The following is a 14,922-nucleotide window of genomic DNA, read 5'->3' as shown; positions in this document are numbered from 1 at the left end:
GCCCGTGCCTGGCTGCGTTTCGGGGTGGGACGGCCTTTCCCCACCCCGCCCCCCGGCCGGTTCCCGGGCTCGGCGTCGGCGGGGGGAGCGGAGCCGGCGGTGGCCACCGGTGTGCCCGCGGTGCCCGCGGTGCCCGCGGTGCCCGCGGGATCGTCGGGGACGGACGTGCGTCGTTTCAACAGGGCCATCAGGGCAGTGCCAGCATCTGGTCGAGGGCCTTCCGGGCGTGTGCCGCGACGTCGGGGTCGACCGTGATGCGGTTGACCGTCTCGCCGCGGACCAGGGACTCAAGGGCCCACACGAGGTGGGGCAGATCGATACGGTTCATGGTGGAGCAGTAGCACACCGTACGATCCAGGAAGACTACGGTCTTGTCAGGGTGCCGGTTGGCCAGCCGCTGCACCAGGTTCAGCTCGGTGCCGACGGCGAACCTGGAGCCGGGCGGGGCGGCATCCACCGCCTTGATGATGTACTCCGTCGAGCCGACCAGGTCCGCGGCGGTGACGACCTCGTGCCGGCACTCGGGATGCACCAGCACGGTGACGCCGGGTATCCGGGCGCGTACCTCGTCCACGCAGCCGAGGCTGAACCGGCCGTGCACCGAGCAGTGCCCCTGCCACAGGATCATCCGGGCGTCCCGCAGCTGTTCGCGGGTGATGCCGCCGCCGGGGCGGTGCGGGCTGTAGACGACGCAGTCGTCCAGCGACATGCCCATCTCCAGCACGGCGGTGTTGCGGCCGAGATGCTGGTCGGGCAGGAACAGCACCCGCTCGCCGCGCCGGTCCGGCCCGAACGCCCAGTCCAGCGCCCGGCGGGCGTTGGAGGACGTGCAGATGGTGCCGCCGTGCCGCCCGGTGAACGCCTTGATGGCGGCGGAGGAGTTCATGTAGCTCACCGGCACGGTGCCGTCGGCGAGGCCGGCGTCTGCGAGCGTCTCCCAGGCCTGTTCGACCTGTTCGGCCGCGGCCATGTCGGCCATGGAGCAGCCGGCGGCGAGATCGGGCAGGATCACCTGCTGGTGGTCGCCGGTGAGAATGTCGGCGCTCTCCGCCATGAAGTGCACGCCGCAGAAGACGATGTGCCCGGCCTCGGGCCGGGCGGCGGCCTGCTGGGCGAGCCTGAACGAGTCGCCGGTGACGTCGGCGAAGGCGATGACCTCGTCCCGCTGGTAGTGGTGGCCGAGGACGAAGACCGAGTCGCCGAGGGCGGCTCTGGCCGCCCTGGCCCGCTCGACGAGCGTCGGGTCGGACGCGGGCGGCAGCGCGCCGGGGCAGTCGACCCCGCGCTCGCTGCCGGGATCCGAGCCGTGCCCGAGCAGCAGCAGCTCGAGCGGCCCGGCCAGGGAGCGGGGGCGCGGCGGGGACGGCGGCGTGACCGGAGGTGTTCCCGGCGCCGCGACGCCGGCGCGCTCGAGCGCGGGATGGGTCGTCATGCTCGCTCCTGAGGTCGACCGGCCGTGGCGTGGCCTGGCCGCACGCATGGGGACGTATGGTCGGTAAGACTCTAACTCGCCGCGGCCCTGTACCGCATCGTCTGGGACCTTCTGCCGTACCGCGCGGGACGAGTTCGTGATCACGCCGCGGGCCGCGTGCTTGGTCATGCGCGGACGATCTGCGTACGATGGGAAGGCAATCGCGGCGGGCGGCGTTCCAGCCAGACGTGTGCAACGGCTTGCTGGTGGCGGCCGCCGCTGGTAGTGACTCTGGTAGTGACTGCTGTCGCGATGGCAGGAACGGCGACCGTGCATGAAGGGTGGCGTCGCAGGCATCCCATGTTGTTGCCTACAGTGATGCGCACATCTCGGATGCGCATGTATTGCGAGTAGCCGAATACCTGGCATCCCTGCACACGTATCCAACCGGCCGAAGGAGGAGCGACAGTGGCTGTCGTCGTGACTCCCCACGCCCCAGGGAATATTCACTAGGGAGCAGCCTCCATGACAGTCCAGGACACGACGACCGATACGGCGACCGGCGTGGACACAGCGACTCGTCCGAACACCGTCATCCTGACCGACGTGGCCGCGCACAAGGTGAAGAGCCTGCTCGAGCAGGAGGGGCGTGAGGACCTCCAGCTGCGGATCGCTGTCCAGCCCGGCGGCTGCTCCGGCATGCGCTACCAGCTCTTCTTCGACGAGCGGCAGCTCGACGGCGACATCGTCCTCGACTTCTCCGGTGTCAAGGTCGCGGTCGACCGGATGAGCGGCCCGTACCTCGGCGGGGCGACGATCGACTTCGTAGACACGATCGAGAAGCAGGGCTTCACGATCGACAACCCGAACGCGGCGGGTTCCTGCGCCTGCGGCGACTCCTTCCACTGATCCCACTGATCCCACTGATCCCTGTGATTCCCGCGGTCCCTGGTGCCCGCTGATTCCAGGGGCCGGGGGCCAGGCGTTGGTCCCTGGGGCCGGCCGGCCGTGTTGTCGCGGTCGCGGCCGGGGTGGCGGTAGGCGTCCGTCGCCGAGGTGACAGCGGACGGACGGGCCGGGGTGCCGGACACCTCCGGGCTACCGACGGTATCCGTTCGGTGCGCCGTTGGTTGTGACGTGTGGCCGGCTGGGCGCTCCCAGCCGGCCACACGCCTGCCGTGCCCACCCGTGCCGGCGGTCGTCCTGGCCTCGTCCTGGCCTGCTGCCCGTGTTTCACCGTGCGGGAACGCCGGCCAGGCACGGGCGGATGCCGGGTGGACCCGGCGGTTTCGGGTGATGGCCAGGTAGAATCACGCATCGTGCCTATTGCCGTTACGGGTTCCATCGCGACCGACCATCTCATGCGCTTTCCGGGCCGGTTCGCCGAGCAGCTGCTGGCCGACCAGCTGGACAGGATCTCCCTGTCGTTCCTTGTCGACGACCTGGTCATCCGGCGCGGGGGAGCGGCCGCCAACATCTGTTACGGGCTCGGACGGCTGGGCCTGCGTCCCGTTCTCGTCGGGGCGGTGGGCGAGGATTTCGCCGGCTACCGGTCCTGGCTCGACCGCAACGGCGTCGACACGAGCTCGGTGTATGTGAGCGAAGTCGCCCACACCGCCCGTTTCGTGTGTACCACCGACGACGATCTCTGCCAGATCGCCTCCTTCTATCCCGGCGCGATGAGCGACGCCCGGCTGATCGAGCTGCGCCCGGTCGCCGACCGCCTGGGCGGCCTGGACCTGGTCCTGATCAGCCCGAACGACCCGGAGGCGATGCTCCGCCACACCGACGAGTGCCGCGAACGGTCCATCCCGTTCGCGGCCGACCCCTCCCAGCAGCTCGCCCGGATGGACGGCCCACAGATCCGCCGGCTGGTGGACGGCGCGGCCTGGCTGCTGTGCAACGAGTACGAGAAGGGCCTGCTGGAGAGCAAGACCGGCTGGTCGGACGCGCAGGTGCTCCAGCGGGTGGGCATCCGGGTCACCACCCACGGCGCGGACGGCGCTGCCATCGAGGCCGTCGGGCAGGCGCCGATCCGGGTGCCGGTCGTGCCCGCCCGGATCACCCCGGATCCGACCGGCGTCGGGGACGCCTTCCGCGCCGGCTTCTTCGCGGGGCGCGCCTGGGAACTGTCCTTGGAGCGCAGCGCGCAGCTTGGCTGCCTGCTCGCCACGCTGGCGCTGGAGACCGTCGGCACCCAGGAGTACGAAACCGTCCCGGCCGAGCTGGTCAAACGCCTGTCGGAGACCTACGGCGCGGACGCCGCCGCGCAGATCGCCTCCCACCTGCCCACGGCCTGACCGGGGGCTCAGGCGAGGCGGCGGACGAGGTAGGCCGTCCCGCCCGTGGGCAGCGGCCGGGTCGCGACCAGCTCGTGGGAGCGCATCCGGCACCAGGCGGGGACGTCGAGGTCCGCGGCCGGGTCGTCCGCCCACAGCACCAGGGTGGTGTCGCGGTCGAGCTCGCCGATGCGGCGGGCCAGCTCGATGACCGGCAGCGGGCATCGGCGGCCCCGCGCGTCCACGGTGAACGCCGCCGTGTCCCAGCGGGCGTCATCCGTGTTACTCGTTCTGTCCGCGTTCTTTGTCATGTTTCCGCTGTTCGGCTGTTCGGCTGTTCGGCTGTTCGGCATGGGCTGGCTTGTCCGGCGCGGGGCGGCCGCGCGTCACAGCCCGGCGGCCCCGGCCCGTTCGCGGACGCGGGCGACCGCGTCCGGCAGGACCGCGAGCAGGGCGTCGACGTCCGCGCTGTCGGACTCCCGGCCGAAGGAGACCCGGACGTTCCCCTGCGTCAACGCGCCCATCGCGGCGAGCACGTGGCTCGGGGTGAGCGTGTCGGAGGTGCAGCTGGAGCCGCTGCTGACCGCGATCCCCGCCCGGTCCAGCTCGTGCAGCAGTGACTCGCCGTCGACGTAGAGGCAGGAGAAGGTGAGCAGGTGCGGCAGCCGGCCGGCCGGGTCGGGGTCGCCGAGCACCTCGACGTCCGGTATCAGCTCGGGCAGCCGGGCCCGCAGCCGCCGCACATAGCCGGCCAGGCGCGGCCCCTCGGTGACGATCTCGTTGGTCCGGGCGTGCAGGGCCGCGGCCGTCGCGACGATCCCCGCGACGTTGGGGAAGCCGGCGACCCGGCCGCCCTCGCGCTCGTCCGCGGGCAGCGGGCTGACCCACCGGCGTCCGGTGCGCACCACCAGGATGCCCACGCCCGCCGGCCCGCCGAACTTGTGCGCGCTGGCGCTGAGCAGGTCGGCGCCCAGCGCCGTGACGTCCACCGGGATCCGGCCGAGCGACATGGCCGCGTCCACGTGCAGCGGGACGCCCGCGGCGTGCAGCACCTCCGCGGCCGCGGCCACCGGCTGGATGGTGGCGACCTCGTGGTTGGCGTGCTGCAGGCTGGCCACCGCCGTGTCCGGCGGGGGGGTGAAGCCGGCCGGGTCGACGCGGCCGAACCCGTCCACCCCGACGGTGCCGACCAGGCCGCCGGCGTGCTCGTGCCACGCGGCGGCGTGCAGGACGCAGGAGTGCTCCACCGCGCTGACCAGGATGCGGCTGCCGGCGCGGCGGCGGGCCCGGGCCGCGCCGAGCAGCGCGAGCTGGGCCGCCTGGGTGCCCGACGCGGTGAAGCTGACCTCGTCAGGCCGGGTGCCGATCACCCCGGCGACCGTCTCCCGGGCGGCGTCGAGCAGCATGCGGGCCCGCCGGGCGTCGCGGTACAGCCGGGCCGGGTCGGCCCACCCCTCGTCGATCGCGGCCAGCAGGGCCGCCCGGGCCGTCGGATGCAGAACGGCCGTAGAAGCATGATCGAGATAGGCCGGCACGCCTCCCACGGTATGCCGAGTGTCGAGGTCGCCGAGGCGTGTCATTGCCCGTAGCCCGTAGCCCGTAGCCCGTAGCCCGTAGCCCGTAGCCCGGCGATCGGTGGGCTCACGTCCGTCGGGCTCAAATGTAACCACGGTCCAGTTGCATTTCCGCGGGTGGTTACGTTTCCTCTCAGCAGCCACGTGCCTGTATCTGATTTTCAGATATGTTGGTGGTCATGCGCACTGTAACGGCGACCGAGGCGTCCCGCGGGTTCTCGGATCTGCTTGACGCGATCGAGGCCGGCGAGACCATCACAATTACGCGAGGTAACCGTACAATCGCGGAAATTAGGCCGGCGCGTCGGCGGACCGGAGCCGACCTTCGAGCCGTGCTTGTCGGCACCACGCCACCGGATGACACCTTCGAGGCGGACATCGCGGAGGCGGTCGGTCACCTGGCCGTGGACGAGGGCGACCCGTGGGCCGCCGCCTGATCCTCGACACCAGCATCCTCATCGCCTACGAGCGGGGAACGGTCGACCGCGCCGCCCTGGACGACGACGAGCTCGCGGCCGCGGCCGTGTCGATCGCCGAGTATCGGGTGGGGATCGAACTGGCCGACACCGCGGCCAGGGCCGCCCAGCGTTCACGGGCGCTGGCCGCCATGACGTCCGTGCTGGACGTGCTGGACTACACGCAGAGCACGGCAGCTCACCACGCCCGTCTCATCGTGGCCGCGCGCCGGATCGGACGGCGTCGCGGCGCCCACGATCTGATCATTGCGGCCCATGCGGCCGAGACCGGACGGATCGTCCTCAGCCATGACGCCAAGGCCCGTTTCGCCGATCTTCCTGGCGTCCTCGCGGTGGAGGCACAGGCGTCCTCCGGCCACGGATTCGGGAAGCCTCCGTAGCCGCGGGCTGCGGCGGGCCGTTTGTCGCACCGCAAGCCGGCGGCGGAGCGAAAAGGTGCTCCGGCGGGTTGTCCGGGATGCCTTCGCCGGCGCGGGAGGCGCTCCGGGCGGCCTTCCTCGGGGCGGAAGGGGTCACCTCCTGAGGCTCTGGCGTGATGCCGGACGGGTAGCTGGGATACGCTCCTGCCGCAGCATCTACAGCTTGTCGAAGAGCCCTGCGCCAGGCCCGGTTGGTTCGCCTGGGCCGGCGCATTCGTGGGAGGCAGGACCTGGTGACCCGATCCTTCGGCCGACCTCGGCCGTTGCCCGCCGATGTCGAGGAAGCGGCCGCCTCCGACGCTGCCCGGGCGGGGAGCACGAACCGCGCGCGAGGTTCTGATCACCGCGCCGCCCGCGCCCGTCCGTGGCGCCGCCGCCTGGCCCTGATGGCCGGGCTCGCGCTGCTTGTCATGACCGCGACCGGGTGTGATGTTCCCAACTTCGGTTTCCCCGACGGAGTGACGGACCAGACACCGCGCATCCTGAACCTGTGGCAGGGCTCCTCGATCGCGGCGCTCGCCGTGGGCGTGTTCACCTGGGGCCTGATCTTCTACGCGATCACCGTGTTCCGGAAGCGGTCGGACGACCTGCCGCGGCAGGTCCGCTACAACCTGCCGGTCGAGATCCTCTACACGGTCGTGCCCCTGGTCATCGTAGCCGGGCTGTTCTACTACACGGCCCGGGACGAGATCGAGATCAACCGGCTGCCACCCGACCCGGACGTCACGATCAATGTGATCGGTTTCCGTTGGAACTGGCAGTTCCGCTATCTCGACACCGGCCGCGACGGCACCGCCCCGATCGAGGTCACCGGCAAGCCCGGGGAGCCGGCCGTCCTGGTGCTCCCGCAGGGCCGGACGATCCGTTTCATCGAGACCTCGACGGACGTGATCCACTCCTTCTGGGTGCCCGACTTCCTGTTCAAGCGGGACGTGATCCCCGGCCGGATCAACCAGTTCCAGCTCACGATCACCAAGACCGGCACCTTTGTGGGCCGTTGCGCGGAACTGTGCGGGGTCGACCACGACCGGATGAACTTCTCCGTCAAGGTGGTCCCCGGTGACGAGTACGACCGGTTCATCGCCGAACGGACCCGCCCGGTCTCGGACGTGACCCCGGCCACAGTCACCGCCGCCGGGGCGCCCGCGCAGACATCCGCCGTACCGAACACCTCCGGGAGCCGACAGTGACACTGGTGCACGAGCCGCCGGCCGGCCACGTCGAGGATCTCCACACCAGGCCGCGGACGAACCTGCTCGGCTACCTGCGGACGACGTCCCACAAGGACATCGCCGTGATGTACGGCGTGACCGCCTTCGCCTTCTTCCTGTTCGCCGGGATCATGGCTGAGCTGATGCGGATCGAGCTCGCCCGGCCCGGTCTGCAGGTCCTGTCGAACGAGCAGTTCAACCAGCTGTTCACGATGCACGGCACGCTGATGCTGCTGATGTTCGCCACGCCTATGGCGTTCGCGTTCGCGAACTTCCTGATACCGCTGCAGATCGGCTCGCCGGACGTGGCCTTCCCCCGGCTGAACGCGCTGTCCTACTGGTTCTTCCTTTTCGGCAGCCTGACCGTCGTCGCGGGATTCCTGACCCCGGGTGGCGCGGCGGACTTCGGCTGGTTCGCCTACGCGCCGCTGAACAACTCGGTCTATTCACCGGGGGCCGGTGCCGACCTGTGGATTCTCGGCCTGGCGCTGTCGGGCCTGGGCACCATCCTCGGCGCGGTCAACATGATCACGACGATCCTCTGCCTGCGGGCGCCTGGGATGACGATGTTCCGGCTGCCCATCTTCTGCTGGAACTTCCTGATCACCTCGATCCTGGTGCTGGTAGCCTTCCCGGTCCTCACCGGCGCGCTGCTCGGGCTTGAGGCGGACCGCCGGCTGGGCGCGCACATATTCGACGCGGCCAACGGCGGCGCGATCCTGTGGCAGCACCTGTTCTGGTTCTTCGGCCATCCCGAGGTCTACATCATCGCCCTGCCGTTCTTCGGCATCATCAGCGAGGTGCTGCCGGTCTTCTCCCGCAAGCCGCTGTTCGGGTACAAGGGCCTGGTCTTCGCGACGGTCGGTATCGGCGCGCTGTCGGTGGCGGTGTGGGCACACCACATGTTCGCCACCGGCGCCGTCCTGCTGCCGTTCTTCGCCTTCCTCTCCTTCCTCATCGCGGTGCCGACCGGCATGAAGTACTTCAACTGGATCGGCACCCTGTGGCGCGGGCAGATCACCTTCGAGACGCCGATGCTGTTCGCGCTGGGCTTCCTCGTGACATTCCTCTTCGGCGGTCTCACCGGTGTGCTGCTGGCCAGCCCGCCGATCGACTTCCACGTCAGCGACAGCTACTTCGTGGTCGCGCACTTCCATTACGTCGTCTTCGGCTCGGTGGTCTTCGCCGCGTACGCCGGGATCTACTTCTGGTTCCCCAAGGTCACCGGGCGGCTGCTCGACGAGAAGCTCGGGAAGATCCATTTCTGGACGTTGTTCTTCGGCTTCCACCTCACCTTCCTGATCCAGCACTGGCTGGGTGTGAAGGGCATGCCGCGCCGGGTCGCCGACTACGCGCCCACCGACGGTTTCACCACCTACAACACGATCTCCACGGCCGGCGCGCTCCTGCTGGCCACCTCGACCCTGCCGTTCATCTACAACGTCTGGCGTTCGTACAAGAAGGGCGAGCTGGCCGTCGTGGACGACCCGTGGGGCTACGGGAACTCCCTGGAATGGGCGACGTCCTGCCCGCCGCCGCGCCACAACTTCCGCTCGCTGCCGCGTATCCGCTCGGAACGGCCGGCCTTCGACCTGCACTATCCGCAGGCGGCGGGCCGAGTCGACTACCACGCCACACCCGAAATCAGATAGCCGGCCCGTGGGCCGGCGGGAAAGCAGCTGAAAGGGAGGAGCAGTAGCCATGAAGATCGAAGGCGTGGTCTTCCTCGTGTTCACGATTTTCTGCGCGGTGGTCGACGTGGTCTACTGGTTCACGTCACAGGATCCGACCGGCACCGTCGCGTTGGCGCTGTGCGGCGGCCTCGGCCTGCTGGTCGGTGGCTACCTGCTGTTCACCGCCCGCCGGATCGGGGCGCGCCCGCAGGACCTGCCCGACGCCGAGGTCGCCGACGGGGCCGGGGAGCTCGGGCACTTCACCCCGGGCAGCTACTACCCGGTCTTCATCGCCCTCAGTGCCAGCCTGGTCGGCCTCGGCATCGTCTTCGGTGTCTGGCTCGCTCTGATCGGCGGGCTGCTGACGCTGTTCTTCGTCACAGGCCTGCTGTTCGAGAACCTGTGGCAGCCACCCGTCCCCGAGGACTGATCGACAGGTTCCCGGTGGGCCGGACAGCGGCTCACCGGGCCCACCGGGAACAGGGCCCGGGTGCCGGTCGCGCCCACGCGCGGACGGCGACGAAGCTGCGACAGGGCCGGCCCGCCCTGTCCTGTGGGCGCTGGCCTCAGGCGCTGGTGGACGCGGCGGCGACAGCCGCCTGGCTCGTCCTGACCCAGCGTCCCAGCGCGGCTTCTGCCGCGCCGGAATCCAGCGACCACGCGGCCCGGCCGAGCTGACGCTGGATCTGCTCGCCCACCGGGGCGGCGGTCGGCCCGGTGGCGGCGACCAGAGCCGCCGCGGCGGCCAGCAGGACGGCGTCGCGCACCAGCCCGCGACGCCCGGCCAGCAGGACACGGGCGACCTCGGCGTTGTGGGCGGCGTCACCACCCCGCAGTTCCGCGGGGTCGCCGGGCTGGATGCCCACCGTCCGTGGGTCGAAGATCTCCTGCCGGACCGTGCCGCCCCTGACCACCCACACCGTCGACGTGGTCGCCGGCGTGAGCTCGTCGAGCCCGTCGTCGCCCCGGAACACCAGGCCACGGGTGCCACGCGCGGCGAGCACGCCCGCGACGACCGGGGCCAGCCGCGGGTCGGCGACCCCGATGGCCTGGGACGCGGGCCGGCCCGGGTTGGTCAGCGGCCCGAGGATGTTGAAGAAGGTGGGCACGCCGAGCTCGCTGCGCGTCCCGGCCGCGTGGCGCATGGCCGGATGGAAGACCGGGGCGAAGCAGAAGGCCGCGCCGGCCCGGGCCAGGCAGGTGCCGACGGCGGCCGGCGGCAGGTCGATGACGACGCCGAGCTCCTCCAGCAGGTCGGCCGTTCCGCACAGCGAGGACGCGGCCCGGTTGCCGTGTTTGATCACGGGGATGCCGGATCCGGCGACCAGGAGCGCCGCCATGGTCGATATGTTCACCGAATGTGACCGGTCTCCGCCGGTACCGCAGGTGTCCACCGCGCGTTCCCGGACGTCGTCGGAGACCTCCAGCGGCGCGGCGTGCTCGAGCATCGCCTCGACCAGGCCGCGGACCTCCTCGGCGGTCTCACCCTTGGCCCGTAGCGCCACCGCGAAGCCGGCGATCCGGGCGGGTGACGCCGCGCCGGACATGATCTGCCGCATCGCCCAGCCGGTCTCCTCGGCGCCCAGTGCCTCCCCGCGCAGGAGCGCCGTGAGAAGCTCGGCCCAGCTCGGCGGGCCAGCGGGTGTGGGGCTGGCCGGCTCGTCGCTGTTCGTGCCCGTTGGCTGCGTGCCTGCTGGCTGCGTGCCCGTTGGCGTGGCCGTCATCCCTGTCTTTCCCCGCTGTGGTCGTATCCGGTTGCTTCCGGCGTCTGGTTGTTCCCGATGGCCCGGCCGCTCCCGGGCCGTTCCGGGCGCGGCCGCCGGGGCGGGCCGCGTCAGTGGTGGGCGGGGGAGGACTGCGCGCGGGGTGCCGGCGCGTGCCGGCGGCGCAGCAGTGTGACGACGGCCTCGGTGAGCTCGGCGGGGTCGACCGGGTGGGTGACCACCGCGTCCGCCAGGGACCAGCTCGCCAGCCAGCGGTCGTCACGGCGGGCGACCAGCAGGACGGTGGGCGGGCAGTCGGGGACCTCGTTCTTGAGCTGCCGGGACAGGCCCATGCCACCGCTGGGGGCGGCCTCGGCGTCCAGGACGCAGATGTCGGCCTCCCCGTGGTCGACCGCGTCGATCACGGACGGGCCGTCCGCGGCGTCCAGGAACTCCAGGATGCCGAGCTCGCGGTCGGGAAGCGGGCCGATGGCGAGCTTCACCCGCTCCCGGACCTCGGGCTTGTCCGCGTACACGAGAACGGTACTCATGCGGCCGCAGGCCTTTCACTCGAAGCGGCCGTCGGCGGGATGGCGCCCGAGGGGAGCGTCAAGGAGCCGCGCACCGCGACCGCGGCGGTGTGCGCCCATGGCGGGTGTGCGCCCATGGTGCGATGCGCACCTGTGGCAGCAGCCCGCCCGCAGGGTATCCGATCGTGCCGACGGGTGACGCCCACGGCCGCGGCACCGATGCTGTGCGGGACACGCAGGGAGGATGCCGATGTGTCATCGCCCGCGCCGCCAGCGCGGGCGTGGCGGGTTTACGGGAGCCGCCTTCTCTGGTAGATAATGAGACTCGTTCTCAAAGTTGTCGATCATGACAGAACTCGTCGCGACCGGCTGTGACCAAACGTGACAAGACAATCGCGGATGGCCGGGCGGGGCGGGGGCGGGCGTACCGACAACATCGGGCGTGACAACATCGGACGTGACATGGACGGCCAGCAGGATCTCCGCCTCACCCCCCAGCGCCGTGCGGTGCTGGAGGTGCTTCGGGCCGTCCACAGCCACCCGACGGCGGCCGAGGTCTACGACCGCGTCCGGGAAGTCGCGCCAGGTATCGGCGCTGCCACCGTCTATCGGTCCCTGGGGCTGCTCGTCCAGGCCGGGCAGGCCCGTGAGCTCAGCCTCGGCAACGGTACGGCAGCCCGCTACGACGGGAACACCAGCCGTCACGACCATCTGGTCTGTGACCGCTGCGGACGAGCCGTGGACATCGATCTGCCAAGCCCGGTAGAGATGATCGTCAACGAGCTCGCGCACAGCACCGGCTTCGCGATCACAGGCTACGACCTGCAGTTGCGTGGCCTGTGTCCGTCCTGTCGACCGGGTGGCTGATCACCGGTAGCCCTGAAGACCATCGGCTGTCGCGCGGCCGGTGTCCCACCCGGGGTTTCCCGCGCCGCCACGAGCCACTCAATCCGAGCGGTCGCCGTCATCCCGGACGGCCGCACCCGAAGGACTCGCCTCGTTACCAGAGGTGACCGTACTCGAAGAAGGAGCACCCATGTCCAAGCTGGACGGCACGAAGACGCACGACAACCTCAAGGAGGCGTTCGCCGGCGAGAGCCAGGCGAACCGCCGCTACCTCTACTTCGCCCGGGTGGCTGACATCGAGGGCCTGACCGACGTCAGCTCGCTCTTCCGCGACACCGCCGAGGGCGAGACCGGCCACGCCTTCGGCCACCTGGACTTCCTCGCCAAGGTCGGCGACCCGGCGACGGGGAGCCCGATCGGCGACACCGCCAAGAACCTCGCCAGCGCCGTGGCGGGGGAGACCTACGAGTTCACCGCGATGTACCCGGGCTTTGCCAAGACCGCCCGCGAGGAGGGCTTCGAGGAGATCGCCGACTGGTTCGCCACTCTCGCGCGGGCCGAGAAGACCCACGCCGGCCGGTTCCAGAAGGCCCTGGACTCGCTGGAGACAGTCGCGGCGGAATAGCTCCGGCGGGCCGCACCGCTTCGGGCCGTCACCGGGGCGGGGCCGCCTGCCGCCGAGAGGGTATCCGGCCGGGGTGGACGCACGAGTCGCGTCCGCCCCGGCCGGTCCACGTTGTCGGCACGTGATGTCGCCGGTCCACGTTGCCGGCGTGCGCCCGGCGGACGGCCTCCCGGCCGCTTCACGATCTGGCGGATGCCGGCGTAAGATCCGGCGCGCCGCCCATGCCTTCGATGATCGTCAGGGAGTCCCAACGATGGCGCTCAGTGTTGCCGACATCATCACCGACCCCGAGGCCTACTCCGCCCAACGGCCGAGCCTGCGCGCCCGCATCCTGCCCGTGCGGGCGGAGCGCCGAATCCGGGTCGGCGACATGCTCCTGTTCGAGTTCGAGAACGAGCAGACCCTGCGCTACCAGGTGCAGGAGATGGTCTACACCGAACGGCTGCGCGACCCCTCGGAGGTCGCCCATGAGATCGACATCTATTCCCGCCTGCTGCCCTCCAGCCACACGCTGACCGCCACCCTGTTCATCGAGCTCGACGTCCTGGACACCGTGCGCGCGGAGCTGGAGCGGCTGGCCGGTGTGCAGCGCAGCATCCGGCTGGAGATCGGCGGCGTACCGGCGCCGGCCGAGGAGGTCCTCAGCCCCGACGAGGACCCGGACGTCCCGAGCCAGACCGTGTCCGTGCACATGCTGCGGTTCCTCCTCAACGACGCCACCCGGGACGCCTTCCGGGATCCGGCCGTGCCGGTCGAGCTGGTGGTTGACCACCCCGCGTACAACGAGGCGACACCGGTCACCGGCGCGACCAGGACGTCCCTGATCGCGGACCTCTCGCTACGCGGTTAGCCGCCCCGCCGGCTGGCGGCGGGACGGCTGGCGGCGGGACGGCTGGCGGCGAGGCGGATGCCGCGGCCCGGACCCGGCAGCGGCCTCGTCAGCCCTGTTCCGTCCCCCGCGTCTGGTCACGGACGGTCGCGGGCCGGCGCGGGGCGGCGGTGTCGCTCGCGGCGAGCCGGGCCAGCCAGGCGTTGTAGGCCGCCTCCCGGGCGAGCAGCTCGGCTTCGGGGTCGCTCTGCGGCGCGGGCCCGGGCCCCTCTTCCGCATCCCGTTCCCGCCCCGCATCCCGCGGCTGCCCGGGCGCGTCCGGGCGGGGCCGGGCAGGGCCGGTGGCGGCGTCGAGCAGCCGGTCCAGGCGGCGGTCCTCGCGGGCGGCCTCCCGGTCGTCCGCCCGCGACCACTGGATGAACAGCGCGATGAACACCAGAGCGCCGACGATCTCGCCGGCGGCCCACATCAGCCCGGCGCCGGTCTGCTGGTCGCTGAGCGGGCTGGACCCCCAGGTCCGGCCGAGCGCGGTGTACCAGTCCGCGGCGAAGACCTCGTCGGTGGTGAACATCGCCAGCGCCCACAGCGCGTGCATCGGGAAGGTCACGAACAGCAGGAGCAGCCGCCCCCAGTACGGCAGCCGTCCCGGCATCGGGTCGAGCCCGATGATCGGCCAGTAGAACAGGCAGCCGACGGCCAGGAAGTGCGCGTGCAGGAACAGGTGGAGCACCGGGTGCCGCAGCGACGCCTCGTACAGGCTGGTGAAGTACAGCCCGTAGAGGCTCACGATGAACACGGCGAAGCCGACCAGCGGGAAGGCGGCCACCCGCGCCACCCGGCTGTGCAGCAGCCTCACCAGCAGCCGGCGGGGGCGCAGCGGCAGGGCCCGCAGCGCCAGTGTCACGGGGGCGCCCAGCGCGAGCGGGATGGGCGCGACCGTGCCGAGCAACATGTGCTGGACGGCGTGTGCGCTGAACAGGGCGGTGTCGTAGGCGGCTATCCCGCCGACGAGCGCATAGGCGACCACCAGCAGGCCGGCCAGCCAGGAGGCGGTCCGCCAGCGGCTCCAGGCGTCTCCGCGATCTGTGAGTCTGCTCACGCCGAACAGGTACAGCCCGCCCATGAGGGCGACCAGCAGCAGCGGGCCGGGTTCCGGCGAGAGGTGCAGCAGCATCCGTCCGACGGTCGGTGGCGGTGGAAGTTCTCCCTGCCCGGACGATGCGAGCAGGCTTCCCGCGCCTGCCGCGGCAAGGGCACCGGGACTGGTCACAGGCCCTTTCACCTCACTCCGATCGGGGCTGGACGGGGGTTCGGCCGAACCCTCGACAGCTCGTAGTCCTACCGAA

The 14,922-nt window shown here is 71.0% G+C and carries 16 protein-coding genes and 1 pseudogene; 10 read left to right on the top strand and 7 right to left on the bottom strand.

Features of this window, described 5'->3' with window-relative positions; translation table 11 throughout:
• Positions 1-188: pseudogene (locus tag NBX02_RS16065) on the bottom strand (DUF3043 domain-containing protein); the annotation flags it as partial.
• Positions 188-1,432, bottom strand: coding sequence for a quinolinate synthase NadA (gene nadA, locus NBX02_RS16060; RefSeq protein ID WP_250285803.1), 1,245 nt, complete (start codon positions 1,430-1,432; stop codon positions 188-190). The gene nadA and the pseudogene NBX02_RS16065, both read right to left, overlap by 1 nt.
• A gap of 504 nt (positions 1,433-1,936) precedes the next feature.
• On the opposite strand from nadA, the gene NBX02_RS16055 reads away from it, so the two are divergent.
• Both NBX02_RS16055 and NBX02_RS16050 read left to right on the top strand, forming a co-directional pair.
• Positions 1,937-2,320, top strand: coding sequence for a HesB/IscA family protein (locus tag NBX02_RS16055; protein ID WP_250285802.1), 384 nt, complete (start codon positions 1,937-1,939; stop codon positions 2,318-2,320).
• A gap of 410 nt (positions 2,321-2,730) precedes the next feature.
• On the top strand, positions 2,731-3,711 hold the full coding sequence (locus NBX02_RS16050; RefSeq protein ID WP_250285801.1) for a carbohydrate kinase family protein: 981 nt from the start codon (positions 2,731-2,733) through the stop codon (positions 3,709-3,711).
• Positions 3,712-3,719: 8 nt separating this feature from the next.
• Here NBX02_RS16050 and NBX02_RS16045 read toward each other — a convergent pair whose 3' ends face one another.
• The gene (locus NBX02_RS16045; protein WP_250285800.1) at positions 3,720-4,001 is read right to left on the bottom strand and encodes a sulfurtransferase TusA family protein; all 282 of its coding nucleotides are present in this window, start codon (positions 3,999-4,001) and stop codon (positions 3,720-3,722) included.
• A gap of 75 nt (positions 4,002-4,076) precedes the next feature.
• Entirely contained in the window at positions 4,077-5,225 is a 1,149-nt protein-coding gene (locus NBX02_RS16040) for a cysteine desulfurase family protein (RefSeq protein WP_250292017.1), read from the bottom strand.
• Between the two features lie 218 nt (positions 5,226-5,443).
• Here NBX02_RS16040 and NBX02_RS16035 point away from each other — a divergent pair, with 218 nt between their 5' ends.
• The 5 genes from NBX02_RS16035 (at position 5,444) to NBX02_RS16015 (ending at position 9,473) form a co-directional block, all read left to right on the top strand.
• Positions 5,444-5,701 (top strand): type II toxin-antitoxin system Phd/YefM family antitoxin, encoded by a 258-nt coding sequence (locus tag NBX02_RS16035; RefSeq protein ID WP_250286164.1) that lies wholly within the window; start codon positions 5,444-5,446, stop codon positions 5,699-5,701.
• Complete coding sequence (locus NBX02_RS16030; protein WP_250286166.1) at positions 5,686-6,120, top strand: PIN domain-containing protein; 435 nt, start codon at positions 5,686-5,688, stop codon at positions 6,118-6,120. Before NBX02_RS16035 ends, NBX02_RS16030 begins: the two co-directional genes overlap by 16 nt.
• Before the next feature lie 272 nt (positions 6,121-6,392).
• A complete protein-coding gene (gene ctaC / locus NBX02_RS16025; RefSeq protein WP_250286168.1) occupies positions 6,393-7,349 on the top strand; it encodes an aa3-type cytochrome oxidase subunit II in 957 nt (318 codons plus the stop codon).
• Positions 7,346-9,022: an aa3-type cytochrome oxidase subunit I gene (gene ctaD, locus NBX02_RS16020; protein ID WP_250286170.1), complete on the top strand. Its 1,677-nt coding sequence runs from the start codon at positions 7,346-7,348 to the stop codon at positions 9,020-9,022. Before ctaC ends, ctaD begins: the two co-directional genes overlap by 4 nt.
• A gap of 49 nt (positions 9,023-9,071) precedes the next feature.
• Positions 9,072-9,473 carry a cytochrome c oxidase subunit 4 gene (locus NBX02_RS16015; RefSeq protein WP_250292015.1) on the top strand — a complete coding sequence of 134 codons (402 nt, stop codon included), beginning with the start codon at positions 9,072-9,074 and terminating at the stop codon, positions 9,471-9,473.
• 136 nt (positions 9,474-9,609) lie between these two features.
• Here the strand turns inward: NBX02_RS16015 and trpD are convergent, their stop codons facing one another.
• On the bottom strand, positions 9,610-10,767 hold the full coding sequence (gene trpD, locus NBX02_RS16010) for an anthranilate phosphoribosyltransferase (protein ID WP_250292012.1): 1,158 nt from the start codon (positions 10,765-10,767) through the stop codon (positions 9,610-9,612).
• A 110-nt stretch (positions 10,768-10,877) separates the two neighbouring features.
• Positions 10,878-11,297: a hypothetical protein gene (locus tag NBX02_RS16005; protein ID WP_250286177.1), complete on the bottom strand. Its 420-nt coding sequence runs from the start codon at positions 11,295-11,297 to the stop codon at positions 10,878-10,880.
• Positions 11,298-11,738: 441 nt separating this feature from the next.
• Here NBX02_RS16005 and NBX02_RS16000 point away from each other — a divergent pair, with 441 nt between their 5' ends.
• From NBX02_RS16000 to NBX02_RS15990, 3 genes are all read left to right on the top strand, one after another.
• On the top strand, positions 11,739-12,143 hold the full coding sequence (locus NBX02_RS16000) for a Fur family transcriptional regulator (RefSeq protein WP_250286184.1): 405 nt from the start codon (positions 11,739-11,741) through the stop codon (positions 12,141-12,143).
• A 169-nt stretch (positions 12,144-12,312) separates the two neighbouring features.
• Positions 12,313-12,747: a rubrerythrin family protein gene (locus tag NBX02_RS15995; protein WP_250286179.1), complete on the top strand. Its 435-nt coding sequence runs from the start codon at positions 12,313-12,315 to the stop codon at positions 12,745-12,747.
• Between the two features lie 253 nt (positions 12,748-13,000).
• Positions 13,001-13,597, top strand: a complete 597-nt coding sequence (locus tag NBX02_RS15990) for a DUF3501 family protein (RefSeq protein WP_250286181.1) — start codon at positions 13,001-13,003, stop codon at positions 13,595-13,597.
• An 88-nt stretch (positions 13,598-13,685) separates the two neighbouring features.
• On the opposite strand, the gene NBX02_RS15985 is transcribed toward NBX02_RS15990, so the two are convergent.
• Complete coding sequence (locus NBX02_RS15985; protein ID WP_250292010.1) at positions 13,686-14,846, bottom strand: cytochrome c oxidase assembly protein; 1,161 nt, start codon at positions 14,844-14,846, stop codon at positions 13,686-13,688.
• Between the last annotated feature and the right edge of the window lie 76 nt (positions 14,847-14,922).

Origin of the sequence: Protofrankia sp. CiP1_Cm_nod1 (genome assembly GCF_920888515.1) — a bacterium.
Classification (GTDB): domain Bacteria; phylum Actinomycetota; class Actinomycetes; order Frankiales; family Frankiaceae; genus Protofrankia.
The sequence above is the reverse complement of the archived record's forward strand: the minus strand, read 5'-3'. Positions and strand labels throughout refer to the sequence as shown.